Genomic DNA, 21,911 nt, shown 5'->3' on the forward strand with positions numbered 1-21,911 from the left:
CCATTTGGATTGTAGTCCAACGATGCGCCAGAGATGCTTCACTGCGTTCAGCATGACTCGCTTTACGTAGCCCGCCGCCCGCTACGCGAAGCAGAGCTTCGCGCTACATAGCTACTTGCCTTCCTTCACCACGCGCACGCCCACCGACATGATGCCCGGCAGCTGGTTCTGGCGCATGTACTGCTCCAGCGTCACTTTGTAGGTACCGGGGCGGGCAAAGCGCACCTGGCGCAAGGCCAGCGCCTGGTGGTCGAAGATGTCGCCCGAGCCCGCGCCCAGCGGCTCGCCGGTTTTGGGGTTGCGCAGTATCAGCTGGTGCAGCAGGGGCCGGCCCACCACGCGGCCCTCGGGGCCGGTGAGGGTGTGCTTGAGGTAGAGGTTATAAAAGCCGTAGTCGGCCGCGTTGCGCACGTTGAAGTACACGTCGTAGCGCGCCGTTGTGTCGGCAATGGCGAAGGTGAAGCTCGGGCGCTGCTGCACGTCCCACACGTAGGGCGCGCCGCTGGGCGAGGCTAGGTCAGTATTTTCCTCATACACCCGGTTGGGGTCGCAGGCGCTGAGGGTAAGGGCAGCGGCCACGGCCAGCAGCAGGGCCACGGGCCGGTTGAGTAGCTTGTTCATCAGCAAGTTGATAAGTCAATCACAAAAGCCCGCAGTTAGTTGCCAGTGGCCGGCGGGCCGGCCGGGCCGCCGCCCTGGCGGCCGCTGCCGCCGCGCCGCCCGCGCCCGCCGCGCGCTGAGCCACCGCGCGAGGCATCGCCCTCGCCGCGCGGCGGGCGCGGGGCCTGGGGTTGGCCGCTGCCTTCGGCCGGGGCCGCGCTGCGGGGCGGGCGGCCGGGCTGCTCGGGGCGGCGGGGGCGCTCCTGCTCGGGCCGGGTAGCGTCGGGCGTAGCGCCCGTGTTCTCGCTGGAGCTGCCGCGGTTGCGGCCGCCGCGCCGGTTGAGGGGGCGGGCGGCCGCGCCGCGCCGGCCGCGCTGCTCGGTGGTTTCATCGGAGGGCGGGCCAGATGGGCTGGCGGGCACTACTTCGCTGCGAGCCGCACTGGGCTGGTTTTCGGGGCGCGGCGGGCGGCCACCTTCGGGGCTCTCGGCGCGGGCGGGGCGTTCGATGCGGTCGCGGCGGCGGGGCTCGCGGGCTTCGGGAGCGGCCGCCGTGGCGCTGGTAGCGCGGGTTTCGGGGCGCTCGGGGCGGTCTTTTTCTTTGCGCTTGCGCTTGCCGCGCTTGCTACCGCTTTTTATCTGGTCGTCGAGGCGGTCGAGCTCGCCCTCCATCAGGGTCGATACGGCGGGCGCTACTTCTTCCTGCACGCGGGGCGGGGCCAGGGTGTCGGGCTTTTCGCCTTTCTTATTCATATCCAGCACTTCGCGCACGCGCTCGGTGCTCAGCATCACCCAGTTGTTGTCGCCCTTGAAGGCAAACCACATGCGCTTGCGGAAAATGTCGGTTTTCTGCAAAAACGCCTCGCCATTCGCCACTTGCAGCGGGCGCTGCACCTGCGGAATGTCCTTGAGGGCGTCGAGGTAGGCGTCGAGCTCGTAGTTGAGGCAGCACTTGAGGCGGCCGCACTGCCCGGCCAGCTTCTGCGGGTTCAGGCTCAGGTTTTGGTAGCGGGCGGCGGTGGTACTCACGGCCTTAAACTCGGTGAGCCAGGTGGAGCAGCACAGCTCGCGCCCGCACACCCCGATGCCGCCGATGCGGCCGGCTTCCTGGCGCAAGGAAATCTGGCGCATCTCCACGCGCACCCGAAACTCGTCGGCCAGCCGCCGAATCAGCTCCCGAAAATCGACCCGGTCCTCGGCCGAGTAGTAGAACATGGCGCGGGTGCGGTCGGCCTGGTACTCCACGTCGGAGAGCTTCATTTTGAGGCGTAGCTCCTCGACCACGGCGCGGGCCCGGAACATGGTGCCGTTTTCGAGGTCGCGCACGGCCTGCCAGCGCTCCTCGTCGTCGGGCGTGGCCACGCGCAGGATGGGCTTGATGTCACGCGAGTCGGTGGGCACCTTCTTCTTGCGCATTTGCAGGCGCACCAATTCGCCTTTCAGGCTCACGTGGCCCAGGTGCCAGCCCGAGCCAGCAGCCTCTACCACCACGGCATCGCCGGTCACGAGGGGCAGGTGTTTATCATTGCGAAAGAACTCCTTACGGCCGCTCTTGAAGCGGATTTCGACGCAGTCGAAGCCGCGAAAATCGCTGGGCATATCGACATCGGCGAGCCAGTCAAATACATTAAGTCGGGTGCAGCCGCCCGATGAGCAGCCCCCTTTAGAGCCGCAGCCGCCGACCTTCGAGGTCGAGCAGCCGCCGCCGGATGAACAAGTAGTACAAGCCATGAGGCTGGGGAATATATAGGTAGGGCGGCCCCGAAAAGGCCGCACGAAAGTGGAATCTAGCAAATATAACCGTTTCACAAAGCGGAAAGGTTTGGGGCAACCAAACAGCCGGGAGCCCGCCGGCTTTGCATTATCCGAAGGCTAGCCTCACGCCCGCCGGGCTGGCTCGCACCCAGGGCCAGCGGCCCGGCCAGGGCCGGGCTGCGCCTACCGGGCCGGCGTACCCGGCTGCGGCCGGTAGCCTGCTGCTGCCGCCGCAGCCTAGCGCCAAGCTTACTTTTTTTGGTAAACCAACCGGCTGTTGGGCCTGCTTTTCAGTTCCATGCTGTGGGTAAAGGCTAACGGTAGTTGCACTTTTTTTTCGGGCTGTCGTTGGGCTTTTTCACCGTAAAACTACCGCAAACGTTTGCGGCTTGTAAACGCAACTGTTACAAAATCAGAATTTTAAATAAGCTCAAAATAAACTATTTTTTCTATAAGCAACATCGCTACACGAAAGTGTAACATTCAGGCATTTACCTGATGAGCAGATTGTGAATCGAAAAAATAATTTCACATTTGACTCACAGTTTATCACCCTTTCACCTATCACTTTTTCAGTTTTTTTCCATGTCGAAGTTTTTAACGCTGCTGGCGCTTGGTACCAGCGCCACCCTTGCCTTCACCGGCTGTCAGAAAAAAGAAGAAACCGCCATGGCCCCGGCCATCTCGCAGGAGGTAATCGGGCAGGTAAAAGCCCTGGGCTTTGGCACCAGCGACCTGCGCGCCGTGGAAGGCGGCTACGTGGTGGAGGGTGATATGCTGCTCAGCAACGAGCTGCTGGCCAGTGCCCCCGGCTACTCGACGGTGCGCGTGGGCAGCGAAGAGCAGTACCGCACCACTAACCTCGTGACGGGCCTGCCCCGCGTGCTCACGGTGAGCATTTCGAGCCAGTTCAACTCAACGTATGTGACGGCCATCGACGAGGCCATCCGGCGCTACAACGCGGCCGGCTTGCAGCTCACGTTCCGCCGCATCACGAGCGGCACCGCCGACTTGCCGGTGAAGTACTCGTCTAACCTGGGCTCGGGCGTGCTGGGGCAGTCGGGCGGCTTCCCGAGCGGCGGCAACCCCGCGCCGGGCTTCACGCTGGTGCCCAACGTGATTAACAGCTCGAATACCAACTACATCGCCACCATCATGGCCCACGAGATGGGCCACTGCATCGGCTTCCGCCACACCGACTACTTCAACCGCGCTTACAGCTGCGGCGGCAGTGCCTCCAACGAAGGTGCCAGCACCGTGGGGGCCGTGCTCATCCCCGGCACGCCCTCGGCGGCCGACCCCAACTCCTGGATGCTGGCCTGCGTGGGCAACGGCGTGAACCGGCCTTTTAACACGAACGACCTTACCGCGCTTAACTACATTTATTAAGCTTTAGATTAATAACTTAAACCCCCGGTCTGCCAGGCGCAGGCCGGGGGTTTTCGGTTTTTTAGAAAGGTTTTTTCTGGTGTAGAGACGCATCCTTGCGTCTCACGTCGGGCGGGCCTAACAACAACGAGACGCAAGGATGCGTCTCTACACCGTGTTGCGCCCCCTCCCCTACTCCACCACCACGCGGCGCGTGAGGGCCGCGCCGCCCGCAGTCGGCGTGGCACGCAGCACATACACGCCGGGCCGCAGGCCCTCAGTAGAGAAATAATTGACGGCGGCCGAGCCCTCGCCAACCCGCACGCGGCGGCCCAGCGCGTCGTAGAGCGCCAGCTCTAAGACCACGCTGGGCGCACCGGCCACTAGTAAATCCTGGCCCGCCACCACGGGCACGGGGTACACCAGCAGCTCGCCCTGGCGCACGAGCTGCACGGTTTCGGTGGTGCTGTAGAAGGTGCGGCCGTCGGCGTCCTGGCCCGCGATGCGGTACTGGTTGGCACCGGGCCGGGCATTGGGGTCGGTGAATAAAATACTAGTGCTAGTGACAGGGCTGATGGTCTGGATAGTTTCAAACCCATTGGGCCCCAGGCGCTGGAGCTGCACCGCGCGCAGGCGGTAGCGCGTGCCCAGCGTGAGGCGTAGCCGCACGGTATCGGTAATGGCAGGCACCGGCAGAAAGCTGCTGACGTAGCAGCCCACGCCGGCTTCGGCGAGGTTAGCAGTGACGCTACGCTCGGCCAGCCGGCCGCCCAGCACCGGGGCTACGGCGAAGTACTGGCCGGCATTTTGGGTAGTGAGTACGCGCAACAGGGTGTCGGGCGTGGCCTGAAAAGCTTCCAGCGCCGTGGCCCCGAGCTTGTACACGCGGTACTGGGTAGCGCCCGGCGTGGTGGGCCAGGTCAGCAAGCTTTCGTCGGAGCACACGTAGCCGATGCGCAGGCTCGGCGGGCGAGCGATTACGAGGGTATCGGACACGTATTCCTGGCCGCTTACTACGCAACGTAATTGGGCCAGCGTGGTGGTGTCGGGGGCCGTCCAACTGTAAACGTGCTGGCTGAGGTCGGCAGCCGAGGCGATGGTACGCCAGTTGGCGCGGCCCACCGGGCGGTAGTCTAACTGGCCGGTAGCGGTGGCGGAGCCGGGCCAAATCCAGCGCAGCTGCGTGGCCTGGCCGGGGCGCACGTTGCGGAGGTGGCTGGGGTTTAACCATTCAAAACCAGCGGCATTCACCTCATACACCACGCTAAAATCCTGGCTGCCGCTGGCTACGCGGTAGCCGCGCACCCGCAGCTGGTAGGTGCCGACGGCGGGCTGCGTCAGGGTTATCTGCTCTACGTTGTTGAGGTGGTCGGGGCGGCGGCGGGCGGCGCGGGTCAGCGAGTCGGGGCTGGGGTAGGCGCTGAGCGTCCAGGGCAGCCAGCTGGCGGTGCCGCCGGGGCCGAGTAGCGTCAGGTCGAGGTCGTTGATGAGCGCCGGGCTGGCGTTGGCGGCGGCCTCGGGGTCGGTCCAGGTTAGGGTTATCTTAACTTGCTGGGTGCCGGCCGGGATGATTAGCGGAATAAGCTGCTCCTGGCCCTGGGTGAGCGCACCGCTCTGGTAGCGGCCATCGAGCATCGTCCGCACGGCCCCGAGCGCATCGAGCTGCCCGAAGCCAGACGCGAAATCGACTTCCGCTTGGCCTACGTCGTCGGCACTGTTTATCAGCGCGGCGCGCACCAGCGCGGCGGGCGGCAGGCCGTTGCTGCCGGCGGCCCGGTCGCGGTAAGCCTGCTGCACCAGCAGGGCCGCGCTGCTCACCAGCGCGGCGGCGTCGGAAGAGCCGGCGTCGCCGTAGGCTACCAGCTCGGGCTTCACGCGGCCGTCGTGGGCCGGGCCGCGCGAACTGAGGGCGGCCACCTGGCCCAGGGCGTTGGTCGCGCCCACGCTCACCGAGTTTTTCGACATCTTGAACTGCCCCGTGAGGTTGGCCACGCCGGCCAGGCCCTGGTAGGGGCCGCTGGTGCTGGTGCCCGTGCCCTGGTTGCCGCTCGAAAACACGTGCAGCAGCGTCGGCAGCTGGCGCGTCTGCTGGTCGTAGCCGAGGGCTTCGAGGCCGTAGTAATTCTCGATGCCGGTGCCGTAGGAGTGGTTTTGCACGCTCACGCCCAGGCTGGTGAGGCTGGCATTGGCATCGGGCAGCAAGTTGGCGTAGCTGGCCGAGGCGATGCCCGCCTGCCGCGCCGCGCCCTCGCCGCCTGGCCCCGAGTTGCCGCCCCCCGCAATGAGCGTGGCCATAATGCTGGCGTGGACCGACTCGATGGGCGTGCCCGCCGCCGTATTCAGCAGCCGCCCCCGAAAGTCGATATCCGCCGCATCCAGCGCGTTTTCCTTGATGCTCACCGCCAGCCCCCGCCCCGTGAGGCTGGGGTAGCGCCGCTGCACCGCCCGCAGGCTGTTCACCGTGAGGTCGGCCCCGTTGAGCAGGCGCTCATCGTGGGCCGGGCGGTTGGGCAGGTCGATAAACTCGACCAGCGGCGAGGCCGCCAGCTGGCTGAATTGCGGCTTGGTCAGGTGGCTGACTTCAAAAATAGCCGCCCGCTCCAGCTTCAGCTGCGCGCCCGGCAGGGCCGCCGCGGCCCAGCGCCGGAAGGCCGCCGCGTCGCGCACCTGCACGCGCACGGTAGCCTGCGGGCGGGCGCGCAGGGCCGGGGCCAGGCGGCTTTCGGGTAGCTCCTGGGCCAGCAGTGGGGCGGCGGATAAGGCCAGCAGGGCGGCCAGTAAGTAGCGGGGTAGCAAGTCGGTCACGAAGCACAGGCGGGCAAAGGGCCCGCGCCTGCCCACATACGGCTATCGGGGGTAAGCTGGTTAAGGCAGCGGGCCACGCAAGGGCTTATTAGCTACGCATCCAGCCCGTGCCGGTGGAGGTCGCCGCTGGGGCGCACGGCCTCGCGCACGCGGGTGAGGCGCTGCAAGAGGCCTTCGAGCTGGTCGAGGGGCAGCATGTTGGCCCCGTCGGAGAGGGCGGTGGCGGGCGTGGGGTGCGTTTCGATGAAGAGGCCGTCGGCCCCCACGGCGATGGCGGCTTTGGCGATGGTTTCGATGAGGGCGGGCTGGCCGCCGGTTACGCCGCTGCTTTGGTTGGGCTGTTGTAGCGAGTGCGTCACGTCCATCACCACGGGCACGCCGAACGCGCGCATGGTGGGCAGGTTGCGAAAATCAACTACCAGGTCGCTGTAGCCGAACGAGTTGCCGCGGTCGGTGAGAATAACGTGCGGGTTGCCCGCGCCCTGTACTTTGTCCATGGCCCAGCGCATGGCCTCGCCGTTCAGGAACTGACCTTTCTTGATATTCACTACTTTGCCGGTTTTGGCGGCGGCCACCAGCAGGTCGGTTTGGCGGCAGAGGAAAGCCGGAATCTGGAGCACGTCGACGTACTCAGCGGCCAGGGTGGCCTCGTCCGATTCGTGGATGTCCGTCACGGTGGGCACGCCGATTTCGCGGCCTACCTTCTGCAAAATACGTAGCGCCGTTTCATCGCCGATGCCCGTGAATGAGTCGAGCCGCGAGCGATTAGCCTTGCGGTACGAACCCTTGAAAATGTAGGGAATCTGGAGCTTATCGGTGATGTGCTTCACGCGCTCAGCAATGCGCAAAGCCATGTCTTCGCCCTCGATGACGCAAGGGCCGGCCATCAGAAAAAACTGGCCCGAGTTGGTGTTGCGGAAGTGAGGGAGCGCTTGGGCGAGAGAAGTGAGCATAACGTAGCGCCAAGCTCCAGCTTGGCGATTTTAAGGGGCGGGAAGCACCAAGCTGGAGCTTGGTGTTACAGCTTTTGCAGGCAAATAAACAGCTCGTGCCCGGCGCGCGCGGGCAGCGAGTTGTAGGCGGTTTCGAAATGAACAAACTCGAAATACGGCGCGAAGTACGCCGCGTACTCGGCGCGGCTGCCGCCGAAGGGTGGCTCGGTAGCGCCGGCAAAATCGCGGTCGAAGAGCAAGCCTACCAGCCGGCCGCCGGGGCGCAGCAGGCGGGCGCACTGCGCGGCGTAGGCCGGGCGCTGGCTGGGGTGCAGGGCGCTCACGAAGGTTTGCTCGATGAGTAAATCGAAGGAATCGGGCAAGTTCAGGGCGAAGAAATCAATTTGCCAGAGGTTTTCTTTCGGAAAATCGGGCACGCGGGCGAGGAGCGCCGCCAGGGGCTCGGGAGCGAAGTCGGCCACTACCACGTGCCGGAAGCCCAGCCGGTGCAAGTACTCGGCCTCGTAGGCGCGGCCCGCACCCGGAATGAGAATGCGCGGCTGCTGGCTTACAGGCAGTTGGTCGAAGTAGGCGCGCAGCGGCGGCGTGGTGCGGCCGGCGTCCCAGCCGGCGCGGCCGGGGGTGGCGTAGCGGGCCTGCCAGTAGGCAGCATCGAAGGGCGAGAAAACCGTTTGCATAGCGGCAAAGTATAACGCAAACCAGCGCAAGTAGAAATAAACGCTATTTTTACCCGTTGCAAAGGTAGCCGCCGCCTCGGTTGGCGGCCGCCGCGTCTCTCTCTCACCCTTTGGCCCACCTCGCCGCATGGAACCTCAAAAAGACTATCCCGAACCCCGCCAGAACAACAGCCGCGTCTTGCTCTGGGTGGCCCTCCTGCTAGTATTGCTCGGTATCAACGGCGTGCTGTTTTACCTGAATACCCAGAAAAAAACCGAAAACGAGCAGCTCACTACCCAGATTCAGGCCAAGGACACCAAGCTGCAAGAGCAGATAAAGGAGTACGAAGACCTGAAAGCCAGCTACGAGCGCCAAAGCCAGGATTTGCAGAAACTAGGCCTCAGCAACGATTCGCTGGTGGCGCGCATTTCGAGCATCAACGCCGACTTGCTGAAGCTGCGCTCGTTTAAGGCAGGCTCGTTTTCCATCGCCGAGCAGCAGCGCTTCAAACAGCGCGCCCTGAACCTGGAAGGCCAGCTGCGCAAAAAAGACGAGCAGATTGCCGAGCTGCGCAAGTCGAACGAAAACCTGTACACCGAAACCACCACGCTCAAGCAAAAGCAAAACAAGCTGACCGACACCATCAGCACCATTGCCAAAACCAACCGCGAACTGAGCGATAAAGTGAGCATGGCCTCACGCATTCAGGCCGACAACATCCGGGTTAGTATCTTGACTTCCAGAAACAAGGAAAAGGAAGACGACAAAGAAGAATTCAAAGCCAAGCGCGTCGACCGCGTGAAGGTGAGCTTTAACCTGGCTCGCAACGACGTGTCGCCGAAGGAAACCAAGCAGATTTACATGCGCATCTTGGAGCCCGACGGCGCGGCTCTCTACAACCTGAGCACCGGCGGCGGCACCTTCACCGTGGATGGCCAGGAAGCTTTTTACACCCAAAAGCAGGATGTAGTGTTTGATAACACCAAGCAGGCGCTTAACTTTATCTACGCTAAGGGGGGCGACTATAAAATCGGCCAGCACACCGTGGAGCTCTACGAAGGCGGTGCGCTGATGGGAAAAACGACGTTTACCCTGAAGTAGAAGTAGTTAAATTTTTCAAAACGTCCTGCTGCGCCCCGCGCGGCAGGACGTTTTTTGTTGTATCCAATGCCCGACCAAGCCCTGATAAGCTGGAGCGGCGGCAAAGACGCGGCCCTGGCCCTGCACCACGCCCGCCGCCGCCCCGACCTTGCCATAACCCACCTGCTCACCAGCGTAAACGCGCACTACGAGCGCGTATCGATGCACGGCGTGCGCCTGGCGCTGCTCGCAGCCCAGGCCGAGCGCATCGGCCTGCCCCTCACGCAGCTGCGCCTACCCGAAATGCCGAGCATGGCCGACTATGACGAGGCGCTGCAAGCGACATTGCGCGGCCTGCACCAGCAGGGCGTGCGGCGGGCCATCTACGGCGATATTTTTCTGGCAGACCTGCGCGCCTACCGCGAGCAGCAGCTGGCGCGGGTGCCGCTGCGCGGCGAGTTCCCGCTATGGCAGCGCGATAGCTTAGCACTGCTGGAGGAGTTCTGGACGCTGGGTTTTCAGGCGATAATCGTGTGCGTAAATGACCGTTACCTCGACGCCAGCTTCTGCGGGCGGCTGCTCGACCGCGATTTTATCCGCGACCTGCCGCCCGGCGTTGACCCCTGCGGCGAAAACGGCGAGTACCACAGCTTCGTGTTCGACGCGCCCTATTTCAGCCAACCCATTGCGGTGGTGCGCGGCGAGGTAGTGCGCCGCACCTACCAGTCGCCCAGCGGCAATGACATTGGGAAGGACGACCCGTTTGCGGCGGGTTTCTGGTTTTGCGATTTGCTGCCGGGGTAGCCGTTGCGCGGACTTTGTAGTCCGCGTGCGCTGGCGAACACCCGCCCAAACGCGGACTACAAAGTCCGCGCAACGGCCCGGCTACTTGCCCGCGCTCACGCGGCGGGTCGTTAGTTCGAGGCGGCGTAGGGTCTCTTCAGTGTCAGCGGGGGCGGCTTGCTTTTGCAGCTCCAGCACGGCCCCGTTTAGAAAAGCCAGCGCTTTGCTGCGGGTGTAAATTACTTTGTGAGTAGCGTCGGGGCCGAGGGTAATCTCGAAAGTACCATACTTGCTATTTTTGCTATCGCTTTTATTGCCAGCAGCATAGCCTTCGGCGTAGCGCAGCAGCGGCGTCAGCTCGGCGGCGGGCAGCAGGCACACGCTCTCGAAGCGGTAGCGCCCATCGATGCCCTGCGCGGCGTTCAGCTCGGGCGCTTCGGCCGCGAGGTAGAGGTCAACGATGGGCCGGCCTTGCGTGCCGAGGTGCGATATTTTGAGGTAGGGCTGGCCGGTAGTCTGGGCCGCGCTGCCGAGGCTGCTCAGCACTAGCGCGCCGCCGAAAAACAGGAATTTGAACATCGTAGAAAAGTTAAGCCCGGCGAGCACGCTGGGCTACCCAAATATACCCGACTTTTACGCGCTCGTTACCACCCAAGCCACTTGCTCTTGCCCTTGTCCCTGCCCAAGTCCCTGCTGTTTCTGCTGTTGCTGGCGGCCCCGCTACTGGCCCCCGCCCAGCGCCGCCCGGCCGCTAAAGCCACTGCCAAAACTGCCCGCAAAACCGCCCGCCCGGCCGCGCCCGCTACCAAAGCGCCGGGCTTTTTGCAGTACCTGCACTCGCCCTGGGTCGATAGCCTGATGCGCAGCCTCACGCCCCGGCAGCGGGTAGCGCAGCTGTTTATGGTGGCCGCTTACTCCAATAAGCCAGCTGTTTACCAGGATTCTATCTCTATGCTGATAAAGGATTACGGCATCGGCGGGCTGATATTCTTCCAGGGCGGGCCGGTGCGCCAAACACGGCTGCTCAACCGCTTTCAGGGCCAGAGCCGGGTGCCGCTACTAGTGGCAATGGACGGCGAATGGGGCGCGGGCATGCGCCTCGACAGCGTGCTACGCTTCCCGTACCAGATGAGTTTGGGCGCGGTGCCCGCCGCCGATTCGGCGCTCATCTACGACATGGGGCGCGAGGTGGCGCGGCAGTTTACGCGGCTGGGTATGCAGGTCAATTTCGCGCCCGTGGTCGATGTCAATAACAATCCCGCCAACCCGGTTATCGGCTTCCGCGCCTGGGGCGAAAACCCGGCCGCCGTGGCCCGCCTCAGCCGCCTCTACATGCGCGGCATGCAGGAGGCGGGCGTGCTGGCCGTGGCCAAGCATTTTCCCGGCCACGGCGACGTCGATGCCGACTCGCACCTGGCCTTGCCCGTGGTACGGGTAGATAAAAGGCGGCTCGATTCGCTGGAATTGCCCTCCTTTAAAAACATGATTAAGAATGGTATTGGGGGGATGATGGTGGCCCACCTCAACGTGCCCGCGCTCGATAGTTCGGGCGCGCCCACCACGCTGTCCAAGCCCGTTATCTCGGGCCTGTTGCGGCAGCAAATGGGCTTCAAAGGCGTAGTCTTTACCGATGCCATGAATATGAAGGGCGTCATTGAGAAGGTGCCAACGGGCGAGGCCGAAATCCGCGCCATCCTGGCCGGCAACGACGTGCTGGAGTTCAGCAAGAGCGTGCCGGTAGCCCTGAAAGCCGTGCTGGCCGCCGTGGACAGCGGGCGTATTTCGCAGGCCCGCATCGATGAAAGCTGCCGCCGCGTGCTGGCCCTCAAGCAATGGGCCGGCCTGCGCAAGCACCGGCCGATTGCCGAGAAAAACCTCTTTGCCGACCTCAACCCGCCGCACGCCCGCTACCTCAGCCACCGGCTGGCGGCGCACAGCCTCACGCTGCTGCGCAATCAGCGCAACATCCTGCCCTTGCAGCGGCTCGATACGCTGCGCGTGGCCACGCTGGTGCTGGGGGGCGCGCCCGCCGACACCACCGATTTTCAGCGCGCCGTGGCCGACTACGACGCCCAAATAGCCCACTTTCACCTGCCCGCCGCGCCCACGATGGACGAGCTAAGCGACGTGCGGGCCAAGCTCTTCGGCTACGATGTGGTGCTGGTGGCGCTGCAAAGCCTGGGCCGCCTGCCGGCCACTAGTTTCGGCATCGCGCCCGAGGCGCAGCTGCTCTTGCGCGAGCTCACCAAGCCCGGCCAGCAAGTGATACTGAGCGTGTTCGGCTCGGCCTACGCCGTGGCCAAGGTGCGCGACTACGACCGCGCCAGCGCCGTGGTGCTGGCCTACCAGGAAAGCCCCGACGCCCAGCAGCTGGCCGCGCAGCTCATCTTCGGCGGCATCGGGGCGCAGGGCAAGCTGCCCGTGACGGTCGCCAGCAACCTGCCCGCCGGCTTCGGCCTGCGCACGCAGCCTAGCCTGCGCCTAAGCTACGCCCACCCCGAGGCGGCCGGTATGAGCCCGCGCCTCGAAGCGCGGGTAGACAGCATTATGCAGCAAGCCTTGGCGGCCGGCGCCACGCCCGGCGGGCAGGTGCTGATAGCGCGGCGCGGGGTGGTAGTACTGCGCAAAAGCTACGGCTACCAATCGAATGCCGGGAGCGCGCCGCTGCCATTGGCGGCGGGCGGCGCGGTGGCGTCCGGCGCCGGTAATTTTGGGAGTGAGCCGGGCAGCGCGGCCAGCGCCGCGCCGGCCGCGACAGCTACTGCCCAGCCTGTAGCCGGCCGGCTGGTGCGGAACACCGACGTGTACGACCTCGCCTCGCTCACCAAAGTGCTGGCCGCCACGCCGGCCCTGCTCAAACTTCAGGAGCAAGGCAAATTCAGCCCTGATAGCACGCTGGGGCAGTTTTTTCCGTTCCTCCAAAAAACCAATAAAGCCAACCTGAAGCTGCGCGACGTGCTGGCGCACCAAGCCGGGCTACCGGCCTGGATTCCCTTCTGGAAGGCGCTGGCCAAGGATGATGGCACGCTGCGCCACCGCTGGTTCCGGCCCGACTCGTCGGCGCGGTTTCCGCTGCCGGTGGCGCGCGGGCTGTGGGCGCGCCGGGATTTGCCGGAGTACATCTATGGGCAGATTGGGGCGGCGCCGCTCGCCGAAAAGCCGGGCTACGTGTACTCCGATTTGTCGTTTTACCTCTACCCGTGGCTGGTGCAGCGGCGCACGGGGCAGCCGTTTGCCGAGTTTCTGGCGCGGCAGGTGTACCGGCCGCTGGGCTCGGGGCTGCACTTTCAGCCCTTGCACCACGGGCCGCTTAGCCGCATCGCGCCCACCGAGTACGACTCGCTGTTTCGCCACCAGTTGCTGCACGGCTACGTCGATGACGAGGGTGCGGCGCTGCTAGGCGGCATTTCGGGCCACGCGGGCCTCTTCGGCTCGGCCAATGATGTGGCCCAACTGGCGCAGGCCTACGCCTGGGGCGGGCGCTACGGCGGCCAGCAGGTGTTTGACAAAGCCATTCTGGCCGACTACACGCGCCAACAATCGGCCGCTAACCGACGCGGCTTGGGCTTCGACCGGCCCGCTAGCCCGGCGGCGGGCAATACGGCGCCCGGCGCGTCGGCCGGCAGCTTTGGGCACTCGGGCTTCACGGGCACGTATTTCTGGGTCGACCCCGAAAAGGAGCTGGTAGTAGTGGTGCTCACCAACCGGCTCAACCCCTCGCGGCGCAACAATAAGCTGAGCGAGTTGAACGTGCGGACGCAGATTCAGCAAGTGGCGATTGAGGCGCTGAGGTAGCGGCGATGCAACGAAAGTAGACGAGTAGATATCTAGTTACTAGCTTCATCACAATTGAGATTCTTATGCGTTTTCTCACCTCAGTCGCTGTTTGTTGCTGCGCGGCGTTAGCTGCCTGCACTGCGCCTCCCGGCCCGGAATACCGCTTCACAGCCAGTCAATTAGCCTGGCAGCCTTATCAGGCAGACCAGGTGCTGCGCTTCGGCAATAGCCAAACGGCGACCGTGCGTACTTACCGAGTCACGCGGGTAATTGATGTTATGACGAAGCTAGGTGGTCGTTGGAATGTCAAATCACCTCCCTCGTATCAGGCTGTAACTGCGTTTCTGCAGCGGACTGATTCAGTTGGGGTTGAGTTTGAGGCGCTTGGATTAGTCTTTGACTTTGACTCGCCCTCTGTAGTTTCTGGCAATGAACCAGCAGTATACGCCTATCTAAACTGGGACGCGCTACCCAACATGCCCGCTGCTGCCGCGTTACCTGTCGATGAGCTAAACCAAGGCTTGCCCTTGGATACTACCCGTTACGGCAGCGTGCGCCTGCTACCGACCTATACGCTGGGAGCGGCCACGTATAATTCGGTAGTGCGGTACGCCTTGCAACGCACCCGGTACAGCAACCTTACCAGCCCCACAACCGGGCTATACCTCACTAAAGCCAATGGCGTAGTCGGCTTCGTGCAGCGCAATACGCTCTGGTACCGCATTCCTTAGCTGTCGGGAGGTTAGAGGATAGGGTAAGCGCGGCGGCACGCCTATCTTCCGCTACCCAATTCCCACCCGCCCCCATGCAAGGACTAATGATGCCCACGCCGCTGCGTATCGCAGGGCTCATCGAGCACGCTGCCAAGTGGCACGCCGATACCGAAATCGTATCGCGCCTGCCCGAGGGCGGCCTGCACCGCTACACCTACGCCGCTGCCCACGACCGCGCCAAGCAACTGGCTCAGGCCTTAAGCAAGCTCGGCATCCAAAATGGCGACCGCGTAGGCACGCTGGCCTGGAACACGCACCGCCATTTTGAGCTGTACTACGGCGTGTCGGGGCTGGGTGCGGTGTGCCACACTATTAATCCGCGCCTGTTTGTCGAGCAGCTTATCTACATCATCAACCACGCGCAGGACCGGCTGCTGTTCTTCGACCTCACCTTCTTGCCGCTGGTCGAAAAGCTGGCCCCGCACTGCCCCACGGTAGAGAAATGGGTGCTGCTAACCGGCCCGGCCCACCTGCCGGCCGTGTCCGCGTTGCCCGGCCTCTGCGATTACGAAAGCCTGCTATCGGCTGAAACCGGCGACTACGAGTGGCCGGTTTTTGATGAGAACACGGCCTCGTCGCTGTGCTACACCTCGGGCACTACCGACGAGCCCAAGGGCGTGCTCTACTCGCACCGCTCGACCTTGCTGCACAGCTACGCTGCCTCGCTGCCCGACTGCTTCAACTGCGGCGCGCGCGACGTGATTCTGCCGGTCGTGCCCATGGTCCACGTCAATGCCTGGGGCATTCCGTACCTGGCCCCGCTCAATGGCTGCAAGCTCGTGCTACCCGGCCCGGCGCTGGATGCGGCCAGCTTGTACGAGTTGTTTGAGAGCGAAAAAGTCACCTTCTCAGCCGGCGTGCCCACCATCTGGTTTGGGCTGCTGACGTTTATGCGGGAAGGAAAACGCCGCTTTTCCACGCTGCGCAAGATGATAGTGGGCGGGGCCTCGTGCCCGCCGGCCCTGCTGCGCGCCTTCGATGAAGAGTTGGGCATCGAAATTCGCCACGCCTGGGGCATGAGCGAAACCTCGCCGCTCGGCACCGTGAGCACGCTCAAGGGTAAGCACCTCGACCTGCCCGAAGACGCCAAGTTTTTCCTCAAAATCAAGCAGGGACGCGTCATCTTCGGCGTGGATATGGAGATAGTGGACGAGGCCGGCCAACCGCTGCCGCACGATGGCGTAGCCTTCGGCGACCTGCTGGTGCGCGGGCCGTTTATCGCCAGCGACTACTTCGGGGCGGCGCAGCCCGGCGCGCTCACGGCGGGCGGCTGGTTTAAGACCGGCGACGTGGCCACCATCGACCCCGACGGCTTCATGAACATCACCGACCGCTCGAAGGATGTGATAAAATCGGGCGGCGAGTGGATTTCGAGCATCGACCTCGAAAACCTGGCCATTGCGCACCCCGCCATCGCCGAGGCCGCCGTCATCGGCGTGCCGCACCCCAAATGGAGCGAGCGCCCGCTGCTGGTAGCCGTGCGCAAACCCGGCCACGAGGTTTCGGCCGAAGAGCTGCTGGCCTTCTTCGATGGCAAAATCGCGACCTGGTGGCGGCCCGACGCGGTGGAGTTTGTGGCGCAACTGCCGCACACCGCTACCGGCAAGCTACTCAAGACGCAGCTGCGCAAGGACTTTGCGGGGTATGAGTTAAAAACCCAAGGGTAGCTCCGTGTACTGCCACTAGCCTTTCACTCGGTAGAGCTTAAAATTCAAGCAACTGCTCCTGAAAACGGCGCGCCCCCCCAATAGCCTCCAACTAAAAAAGCCGCCCCGGCCGGGGCGGCTTTTTCTGATATAAAGCTGGCTGCGGCGCGGGCAGGCTAGCTATTTTGCAAAGTCAGCCGCTTCGTGCTCACTACTTTGTCGTTCACCAGCAGCGAGTAGAAGTACAAGCCGGAGGGCAAACCCGCAAGGCTCACCGAGAGACCGGCCGGCTGCTCGGGGTGCAGCCCCAGTAGCAGCACCTCGCGGCCCAGAATATTGGTCAAACGCAGTTTGTAGTCTTGCCCCAACTGGCCCGTTAGCTGCACGGTCAACTGGCCCTGGCTGGGGTTCGGAAATACGCTCAGGGTAGGCGCGATGCTTTGCTCGGGGTGGCGCGCCACGGCCAGCGGCTGGCGAGCCTGGCCGTAGTAGCGGCCCTGCGGCGTGGCGTGGCCTTGCAGAAAGCCAAGCAAAAATAAAGCAATAGTAAAGAGGCGCATATAAAGAGGAAGGTAGCGGTAAGAAAGATACAGCAGTAGCTGATAATTTACTGCTTCAAAGGTAGCCAGCGCAAGCACCGTGCCGGGTTGTAGACTCGCCCAGCCGCCGCCTTCCGCCGCCGCACGCCCCCGAATCCTCTCCAAAGCGCGAAGCTTTCCTTCTTATTTTTTACAGATACCTGATTTCCTGCAAACCAAAGTACCGCATGCCCCCGGCCAGTTGCACGGCCAAGCGGCCGTCGGCCTCCACCCCCACTATCTCGCCCGTAGCCTCCTGCCCATCTACCAGAAACTGGTGCGGCTGCCGGTAGCGGTACAGCGCGGCCAGGTAGTCTTGGCGCAATTGGCCCACGCGCCCGGCCCGCAGCTGTAGGTAGCGCGCCTCCAGGCATTCGAGGAGGCGGGCAGCGGCCTCGGCCAGGTCGTAGGCCCGGCCAGTGAGCTGGCTCAGCGAGGTAGCCGTGGGCACGGCAAAAGCCTGCTGATTTACATTCAGGCCGATTCCGACAATGCTGCACTGAATTTTTGGGCCGCTCAAGGTGTTTTCAATCAGAATGCCGCCAAGCTTTTGGTTGCCTACGTACAGGTCGTTGGGCCACTTCACGCGCAGGCTGGTCCCGGCGCTGGCTCCCCGCCAGCGCCGGGACCAGTCGAGCGCCGCCAGGGCCACGGCTTGGCTAAGCAAAAACTGCTCGGCGGCGGCCAGAAAAGTGGGGTGCCACACCACCGAAAGCGTCAGGTTTTCGTGGGCAGCGGCCTCCCACTGGTTGCCGCGCTGGCCCCGGCCGGCGGTTTGGTGGCCGGTAATAACGGTGCAGCCGTCGCTGGCCCGGTTTTCGCGCTGCAACTGTTGCGCCACCGTGTTGGTTGAAGGGCAGGCGGGCAGCCAAACAAGCTGCCGGCCGGTGAATAAGGTGTCGGGGCTGATGACCAACGGAGTTAGCAGTCGTACTTTAGCAAGATAAACAGTAAACTTACTCTATGAAGAGCACTCTCGTCCGGCAGGATTCGGACACATTGACAGAAGTAGTCGTTCGCGGCATGCAAGAAAGAAAGGGCACTGACATTGTGGTGCTCAATCTAAAAGAATTAAAAAATGCCGTAGCCGATTATTTCGTCATCTGCTCGGCCTCTTCCGATACCCAGCTCGACGCCCTGGCGCGCTCGGTAGAAGAAGAAGTGGAAAAACTCACCGGCCAGCACCCCTGGCAGAGCGAAGGCCGCACCAATCGCGAGTGGGTATTGTTGGATTACGTAGATGTGGTAGTCCACGTTTTTCTGCGCGACCGCCGGCAGTTCTACGCTCTCGAAGAGCTGTGGGGCGACGCCGAGTTTACCTACATCGAAGAGCCCGCCGAGGCCTCCCGCTAAAGTATTCGGGGGGCTGCGGCGTCAGCAGTAGCCTAGCGGCGCGGGGTGCAATCAACAAATTTGCAGGCCCGCCGTTCTACCCCGAGTTTATATTCTCTAGCCAATCTTTTTTATGTCTGATACCACGCCTAATAAGCGCCGCAAATCATCGGCGCCCAACCCTTCGCCCCGGCCGGGGGTGCAGCTGTGGGTGCTGGGCGGGTTGCTGTTTTTGCTGCTGGGCATGTTTGTGTTTAGCAACAACAACACGAATATCAAAACCAACCAGCAGCGGTTCGAGCAAGTGCTCCTGGCCGGCGATGTCGACAAGATAACGCTTTACAGCGATAAGACGGTCGACTACAGCCTGACCCCCGCCGCGATGCGCAAGCCCGAGTACCAATCCGAGCTGGCCATGCGCCGCGGCCCCTTTGCCATGGGCCGTGAGGCTACCTATACGTTCCCCATCGTTGACCCCAAGCTTTTTAAGGAAGACCTCGACCGGGTGCAGGACAAGCTGCCGCCCGCTCAGCGCAAGGGCTTCGGCATTGAGGAGCGCGTAAGCCTGCTCAATCTCATCACTGGGCCGGGCATGCTTATCCTGCTTATGGTGGGCTTCTGGATACTCATGCGCCGCGTGGGTAGCGGTGGCGGCCCCGGCGGCCAAATTTTCAATATCGGCAAAAGCCGTGCGGCTTTGTTCGAAGGTGGTGATAAGGTAAAGGTCACGTTTAAGGACGTAGCTGGTCTCGAAGAAGCGAAGGAAGAAGTACAGGAAATCGTAGAGTTCCTAAAGAACCCTAGCAAATTCACCATCCTGGGCGGTAAAATCCCGAAAGGCGCGCTGCTGGTCGGTCCTCCCGGCACCGGCAAAACGCTACTGGCCAAAGCCGTAGCCGGCGAGGCCGACGTGCCGTTCTTCTCGCTTTCGGGTTCCGACTTCGTGGAGATGTTCGTGGGCGTGGGCGCGGCCCGCGTGCGCGACTTGTTCAAGCAAGCCAAGGCCAAAGCGCCCTGCATCATCTTCATCGATGAAATTGACGCCGTAGGCCGCTCGCGTAGCAAGGGCTCGATGCCCGGTGGCAACGATGAGCGCGAAAACACGCTGAACTCGCTGCTGGTAGAAATGGACGGTTTTGGCACCGATTCGGGCGTTATCATCTTGGCCGCTACCAACCGCCCCGATACGCTGGACTCGGCCCTGCTGCGCCCCGGCCGCTTTGACCGCCAGATTAGCATCGACAAGCCCGATATCAACGGCCGCACCCAGATTTTTCAGGTGCACTTGAAGCCGCTGACGCTGGGTACCGACGTAGATGCCAAGAAGCTGTCGGCCCAAACGCCCGGCTTCGCAGGCGCTGAGATTGCTAACGTCTGCAACGAGGCTGCCCTCATTGCCGCCCGCCGCGACAAGAAGTTCATCACCAACCAGGACTTCACCGACGCTATCGACCGCGTAATTGGTGGTTTGGAGAAGAAGAACAAAATTATCAGCCCGCAGGAAAAGAAAATCGTGGCTTACCACGAGGCCGGCCACGCTATTTCGGGCTGGTTTCTGGAGCACTGCGACCCGCTGGTAAAGGTATCTATCGTGCCGCGCGGCGTGGCCGCGCTCGGCTACGCGCAGTACCTTCCCAAAGAGCAGTTTCTGTACAACACCGAGCAGCTAATTGACGAGATGTGCATGGCCCTCGGTGGCCGCGCCGCCGAAGAACTGGTATTCGGTAAAATCTCGACCGGCGCGCTAAGCGACCTCGAGCGCATCACCAAAATGGCGTACAGCATCGTGACGATGTACGGCATGAACTCCAAGCTCGGCAACGTGTCGTTCTACGACTCGAAGGGGCAGAACGAGTACGGTTTCTCAAAACCCTACTCGGAAGCCACTTCGCAGATGATAGACGAAGAAGTTCGCACTATCATCGACCAGGCCTACACCCGTACCAAGGAGCTCCTCACAGAGCGCCGCCACGAGCTGGAGGTAATCGCTAAAGAGCTGCTGGAGAAGGAAGTGCTGCTGCAAGACGACCTCGAACGCCTGGTAGGCAAGCGCCCCTTCGGCGGCCAAACCAACTACCAGGCCCACATGGCCGGCACCGACCGCTCGGAAACTGCCAGCGAAGTGAAAAGCGAAAATCCCGGCGCTAAAATCGCCTCGGACTTGCCCGAGCTGCATTTGCCCGGTATGCCCGAGTCGGAGCCCGCGTAAGGAGGTTTGAGTGCTAATTTTTGAGTTATGAGTTGGGTGGTTTAGGCCGCTCAACTCATAACTTTTTTTATGCCCTGAGAATGCTGCATATTGCTCTTTCTATTGGCGCTGGGTGGCAGTTATTCAACTCATAACTTAAAACTCCTAACTCAAAACTCAACTCTACCTTTGCCCCATGTCTTCCCGCGATAGCATGTTGGCGCGCATCCGCACGGCGCTAGCAACCGGCCCCGCGCCCCAGCCGCCCCAGCCCGACTGGGCGGCCCCCGTGCACCCGCCCCTGCCCCAAACCGCCCTGGCCGAAACCTTTGCCGCGAACTTCCAGCGCATTGGCGGCGAGTTTTTCTACTGCGAAACCTTGGCACAGCTTGGCACCGCGCTCCGCGCCTGGCTCGCCGAGCGCCTGCCCGAAGGCCAGCACTGCTACGTGTGGGAGCCCGCTCTGCAAACGCTACTAGCCGCCGCCGAGGTGCCTTTCCAGGCTACTGAAGCCGATTTTAAAGACCAGGCCGCCGTGGGCCTTACCTCGTGCGAGGCGCTGGTGGCCCGCACTGGCAGCCTCGTGGTAGCGCCGGCCACGGCCAGCGGCCGGCGGCTCAGCATCTACCCCGACCAGCACGTGGTGCTGGCCCGCCCCAGCCAGGCCGTGGCCGAAATCGGCGACGCGCTGCGCGCCGTGCAGGCGCGCTACAGCGACCAGTTACCATCGATGCTCTCGCTCACTACCGGCCCCAGCCGCACGGCCGACATTGAGAAAACGCTCGTGCTGGGTGCCCACGGCCCGCGCCGGCTCACCTTGTTTTTGCTCGAAGATGGTGCCTAAGCTTATCCCTGAGCTGCCGCCGCTGGCTATGAGCGCTGGCCAGCGGGTGTACTTCGCTTCCGATTTTCACCTCGGCGTGCCCGATGCCGCTACCTCGCGCGAGCGCGAGCGCCGCATCGTGCGCTGGCTCGATGAGGCGAGCAAGGACGCGGCGGCTATCTACCTGCTCGGCGACGTGTTCGACTTTTGGTTTGAGTACAAGCACGCCATTCCGCGCGGGTTCAGTCGCTTGCAGGGCAAGCTGGCCGAGCTCACCGATGGCGGTCTGCCCATCACGCTCTTCACCGGCAACCACGACATGTGGATGTTTGGCTACTTCACCCAGGAAATGGGCATCCCCATTCATCGGCAGCCCGTGACGCAGCGCCTCGGCGACAAGCTGTTTCACCTGGGCCACGGCGACGGCCTCGGCCCCGGCGACTTCGCCTACAAGCGCCTGATGAAGCCCATCTTCGACTCGCGCCTCATGCAGTGGCTCTTCGCCCGCGTGCACCCTAACCTCGGCATCGGCATCGCCAACAAATGGAGCCAGCGCTCGCGCCTCCAGAATGGTGACGCCGACGCCAACTATTTTGGCGAAGACGAGTGGCTGCTCGTGTACTGCCGCGAGGTCGAAAAGCGCCGCCACCACGATTATTACGTATTTGGCCACCGGCACCTGCCGCTCGACGTGGAGGTAGGCCCCGGTAGCCGCTACCTCAACCTCGGGGAGTGGGTCAATTATTGCTCCTACGGCGTGTATGATGGTAACGAGCTGGTTCTGCGAGAATATA

At 63.1% G+C, this 21,911-nt stretch carries 18 protein-coding genes; 10 read left to right on the plus strand and 8 right to left on the minus strand.

Annotated elements, in window-relative coordinates:
- Positions 1 to 111: 111 nt before the first annotated feature.
- Complete coding sequence (locus VFO93_RS21525; RefSeq protein WP_325136439.1) at positions 112 to 621, minus strand: gliding motility lipoprotein GldH; 510 nt, start codon at positions 619 to 621, stop codon at positions 112 to 114.
- A 35-nt stretch (positions 622 to 656) separates the two neighbouring features.
- Positions 657 to 2,330, minus strand: a complete 1,674-nt coding sequence (gene ricT, locus VFO93_RS21530; RefSeq protein WP_325136440.1) for a regulatory iron-sulfur-containing complex subunit RicT — start codon at positions 2,328 to 2,330, stop codon at positions 657 to 659.
- A gap of 609 nt (positions 2,331 to 2,939) precedes the next feature.
- Between ricT and VFO93_RS21535 the strand changes: the two genes are divergently transcribed.
- Positions 2,940 to 3,743, plus strand: a complete 804-nt coding sequence (locus VFO93_RS21535) for a M57 family metalloprotease (protein WP_325136441.1) — start codon at positions 2,940 to 2,942, stop codon at positions 3,741 to 3,743.
- Positions 3,744 to 3,914: 171 nt separating this feature from the next.
- Here VFO93_RS21535 and VFO93_RS21540 read toward each other — a convergent pair whose 3' ends face one another.
- The 3 genes from VFO93_RS21540 to VFO93_RS21550 all read right to left on the minus strand — a co-directional run bounded on the left by VFO93_RS21540 (position 3,915) and on the right by VFO93_RS21550 (position 8,157).
- Complete coding sequence (locus VFO93_RS21540) at positions 3,915 to 6,527, minus strand: S8 family peptidase (protein WP_325136442.1); 2,613 nt, start codon at positions 6,525 to 6,527, stop codon at positions 3,915 to 3,917.
- A gap of 92 nt (positions 6,528 to 6,619) precedes the next feature.
- Complete coding sequence (gene kdsA, locus VFO93_RS21545; protein WP_325136443.1) at positions 6,620 to 7,480, minus strand: 3-deoxy-8-phosphooctulonate synthase; 861 nt, start codon at positions 7,478 to 7,480, stop codon at positions 6,620 to 6,622.
- Between the two features lie 65 nt (positions 7,481 to 7,545).
- A complete protein-coding gene (locus VFO93_RS21550; RefSeq protein ID WP_325136444.1) occupies positions 7,546 to 8,157 on the minus strand; it encodes a methyltransferase domain-containing protein in 612 nt (203 codons plus the stop codon).
- Between the two features lie 127 nt (positions 8,158 to 8,284).
- On the opposite strand from VFO93_RS21550, the gene VFO93_RS21555 reads away from it, so the two are divergent.
- Complete coding sequence (locus tag VFO93_RS21555; protein ID WP_325136445.1) at positions 8,285 to 9,238, plus strand: hypothetical protein; 954 nt, start codon at positions 8,285 to 8,287, stop codon at positions 9,236 to 9,238.
- A 66-nt stretch (positions 9,239 to 9,304) separates the two neighbouring features.
- Positions 9,305 to 10,021 carry a diphthine--ammonia ligase gene (locus VFO93_RS21560; RefSeq protein WP_325136446.1) on the plus strand — a complete coding sequence of 239 codons (717 nt, stop codon included), beginning with the start codon at positions 9,305 to 9,307 and terminating at the stop codon, positions 10,019 to 10,021.
- An 81-nt stretch (positions 10,022 to 10,102) separates the two neighbouring features.
- Here the strand turns inward: VFO93_RS21560 and VFO93_RS21565 are convergent, their stop codons facing one another.
- Positions 10,103 to 10,579, minus strand: coding sequence for a hypothetical protein (locus VFO93_RS21565; RefSeq protein ID WP_325136447.1), 477 nt, complete (start codon positions 10,577 to 10,579; stop codon positions 10,103 to 10,105).
- A 93-nt stretch (positions 10,580 to 10,672) separates the two neighbouring features.
- Here VFO93_RS21565 and VFO93_RS21570 point away from each other — a divergent pair, with 93 nt between their 5' ends.
- The 3 genes from VFO93_RS21570 (at position 10,673) to VFO93_RS21580 (ending at position 16,217) form a co-directional block, all read left to right on the plus strand.
- Positions 10,673 to 13,795 (plus strand): glycoside hydrolase family 3 N-terminal domain-containing protein, encoded by a 3,123-nt coding sequence (locus tag VFO93_RS21570; protein WP_325136448.1) that lies wholly within the window; start codon positions 10,673 to 10,675, stop codon positions 13,793 to 13,795.
- A 509-nt stretch (positions 13,796 to 14,304) separates the two neighbouring features.
- Positions 14,305 to 14,508 (plus strand): hypothetical protein, encoded by a 204-nt coding sequence (locus VFO93_RS21575; RefSeq protein ID WP_325136449.1) that lies wholly within the window; start codon positions 14,305 to 14,307, stop codon positions 14,506 to 14,508.
- A gap of 74 nt (positions 14,509 to 14,582) precedes the next feature.
- Entirely contained in the window at positions 14,583 to 16,217 is a 1,635-nt protein-coding gene (locus VFO93_RS21580; protein ID WP_325136450.1) for a 3-(methylthio)propionyl-CoA ligase, read from the plus strand.
- Between the two features lie 155 nt (positions 16,218 to 16,372).
- Here the strand turns inward: VFO93_RS21580 and VFO93_RS21585 are convergent, their stop codons facing one another.
- Both VFO93_RS21585 and VFO93_RS21590 read right to left on the minus strand, forming a co-directional pair.
- Positions 16,373 to 16,756, minus strand: a complete 384-nt coding sequence (locus VFO93_RS21585; protein WP_325136451.1) for a T9SS type A sorting domain-containing protein — start codon at positions 16,754 to 16,756, stop codon at positions 16,373 to 16,375.
- A gap of 169 nt (positions 16,757 to 16,925) precedes the next feature.
- Positions 16,926 to 17,690, minus strand: coding sequence for a biotin--[acetyl-CoA-carboxylase] ligase (locus VFO93_RS21590; protein ID WP_325136452.1), 765 nt, complete (start codon positions 17,688 to 17,690; stop codon positions 16,926 to 16,928).
- Positions 17,691 to 17,737: 47 nt separating this feature from the next.
- On the opposite strand from VFO93_RS21590, the gene rsfS reads away from it, so the two are divergent.
- From rsfS to VFO93_RS21610, 4 genes are all read left to right on the plus strand, one after another.
- Entirely contained in the window at positions 17,738 to 18,127 is a 390-nt protein-coding gene (gene rsfS / locus VFO93_RS21595) for a ribosome silencing factor (RefSeq protein WP_325136453.1), read from the plus strand.
- A gap of 112 nt (positions 18,128 to 18,239) precedes the next feature.
- Entirely contained in the window at positions 18,240 to 20,315 is a 2,076-nt protein-coding gene (gene ftsH / locus VFO93_RS21600) for an ATP-dependent zinc metalloprotease FtsH (protein ID WP_325136454.1), read from the plus strand.
- A 175-nt stretch (positions 20,316 to 20,490) separates the two neighbouring features.
- Positions 20,491 to 21,138 carry a LutC/YkgG family protein gene (locus VFO93_RS21605; RefSeq protein WP_325136455.1) on the plus strand — a complete coding sequence of 216 codons (648 nt, stop codon included), beginning with the start codon at positions 20,491 to 20,493 and terminating at the stop codon, positions 21,136 to 21,138.
- Positions 21,128 to 21,911 (plus strand): UDP-2,3-diacylglucosamine diphosphatase (locus VFO93_RS21610; RefSeq protein ID WP_325136456.1); only part of this gene is annotated, 784 nt, incomplete at its 3' end. The genes VFO93_RS21605 and VFO93_RS21610, both read left to right, overlap by 11 nt.

It is taken from the genome of Hymenobacter sp., from assembly GCF_035709525.1.
Taxonomy (GTDB): domain Bacteria; phylum Bacteroidota; class Bacteroidia; order Cytophagales; family Hymenobacteraceae; genus Hymenobacter.

What these genes read in the sequence shown, in the direction of transcription:
- VFO93_RS21525 (WP_325136439.1), bottom strand. Translation starts at nt 621, where the DNA reads ATGAACAAGCTACTCAACCGGCCCGTGGCCCTGCTGCTGGCCGTGGCC.
- ricT (WP_325136440.1), bottom strand. Translation starts at nt 2,330, where the DNA reads ATGGCTTGTACTACTTGTTCATCCGGCGGCGGCTGCTCGACCTCGAAG.
- VFO93_RS21535 (WP_325136441.1), top strand. Translation starts at nt 2,940, where the DNA reads ATGTCGAAGTTTTTAACGCTGCTGGCGCTTGGTACCAGCGCCACCCTT.
- kdsA (WP_325136443.1), bottom strand. Translation starts at nt 7,480, where the DNA reads ATGCTCACTTCTCTCGCCCAAGCGCTCCCTCACTTCCGCAACACCAAC.
- VFO93_RS21550 (WP_325136444.1), bottom strand. Translation starts at nt 8,157, where the DNA reads ATGCAAACGGTTTTCTCGCCCTTCGATGCTGCCTACTGGCAGGCCCGC.
- VFO93_RS21555 (WP_325136445.1), top strand. Translation starts at nt 8,285, where the DNA reads ATGGAACCTCAAAAAGACTATCCCGAACCCCGCCAGAACAACAGCCGC.
- VFO93_RS21560 (WP_325136446.1), top strand. Translation starts at nt 9,305, where the DNA reads ATGCCCGACCAAGCCCTGATAAGCTGGAGCGGCGGCAAAGACGCGGCC.
- VFO93_RS21565 (WP_325136447.1), bottom strand. Translation starts at nt 10,579, where the DNA reads ATGTTCAAATTCCTGTTTTTCGGCGGCGCGCTAGTGCTGAGCAGCCTC.
- VFO93_RS21580 (WP_325136450.1), top strand. Translation starts at nt 14,583, where the DNA reads ATGCAAGGACTAATGATGCCCACGCCGCTGCGTATCGCAGGGCTCATC.
- VFO93_RS21585 (WP_325136451.1), bottom strand. Translation starts at nt 16,756, where the DNA reads ATGCGCCTCTTTACTATTGCTTTATTTTTGCTTGGCTTTCTGCAAGGC.
- rsfS (WP_325136453.1), top strand. Translation starts at nt 17,738, where the DNA reads ATGAAGAGCACTCTCGTCCGGCAGGATTCGGACACATTGACAGAAGTA.
- ftsH (WP_325136454.1), top strand. Translation starts at nt 18,240, where the DNA reads ATGTCTGATACCACGCCTAATAAGCGCCGCAAATCATCGGCGCCCAAC.
- VFO93_RS21605 (WP_325136455.1), top strand. Translation starts at nt 20,491, where the DNA reads ATGTCTTCCCGCGATAGCATGTTGGCGCGCATCCGCACGGCGCTAGCA.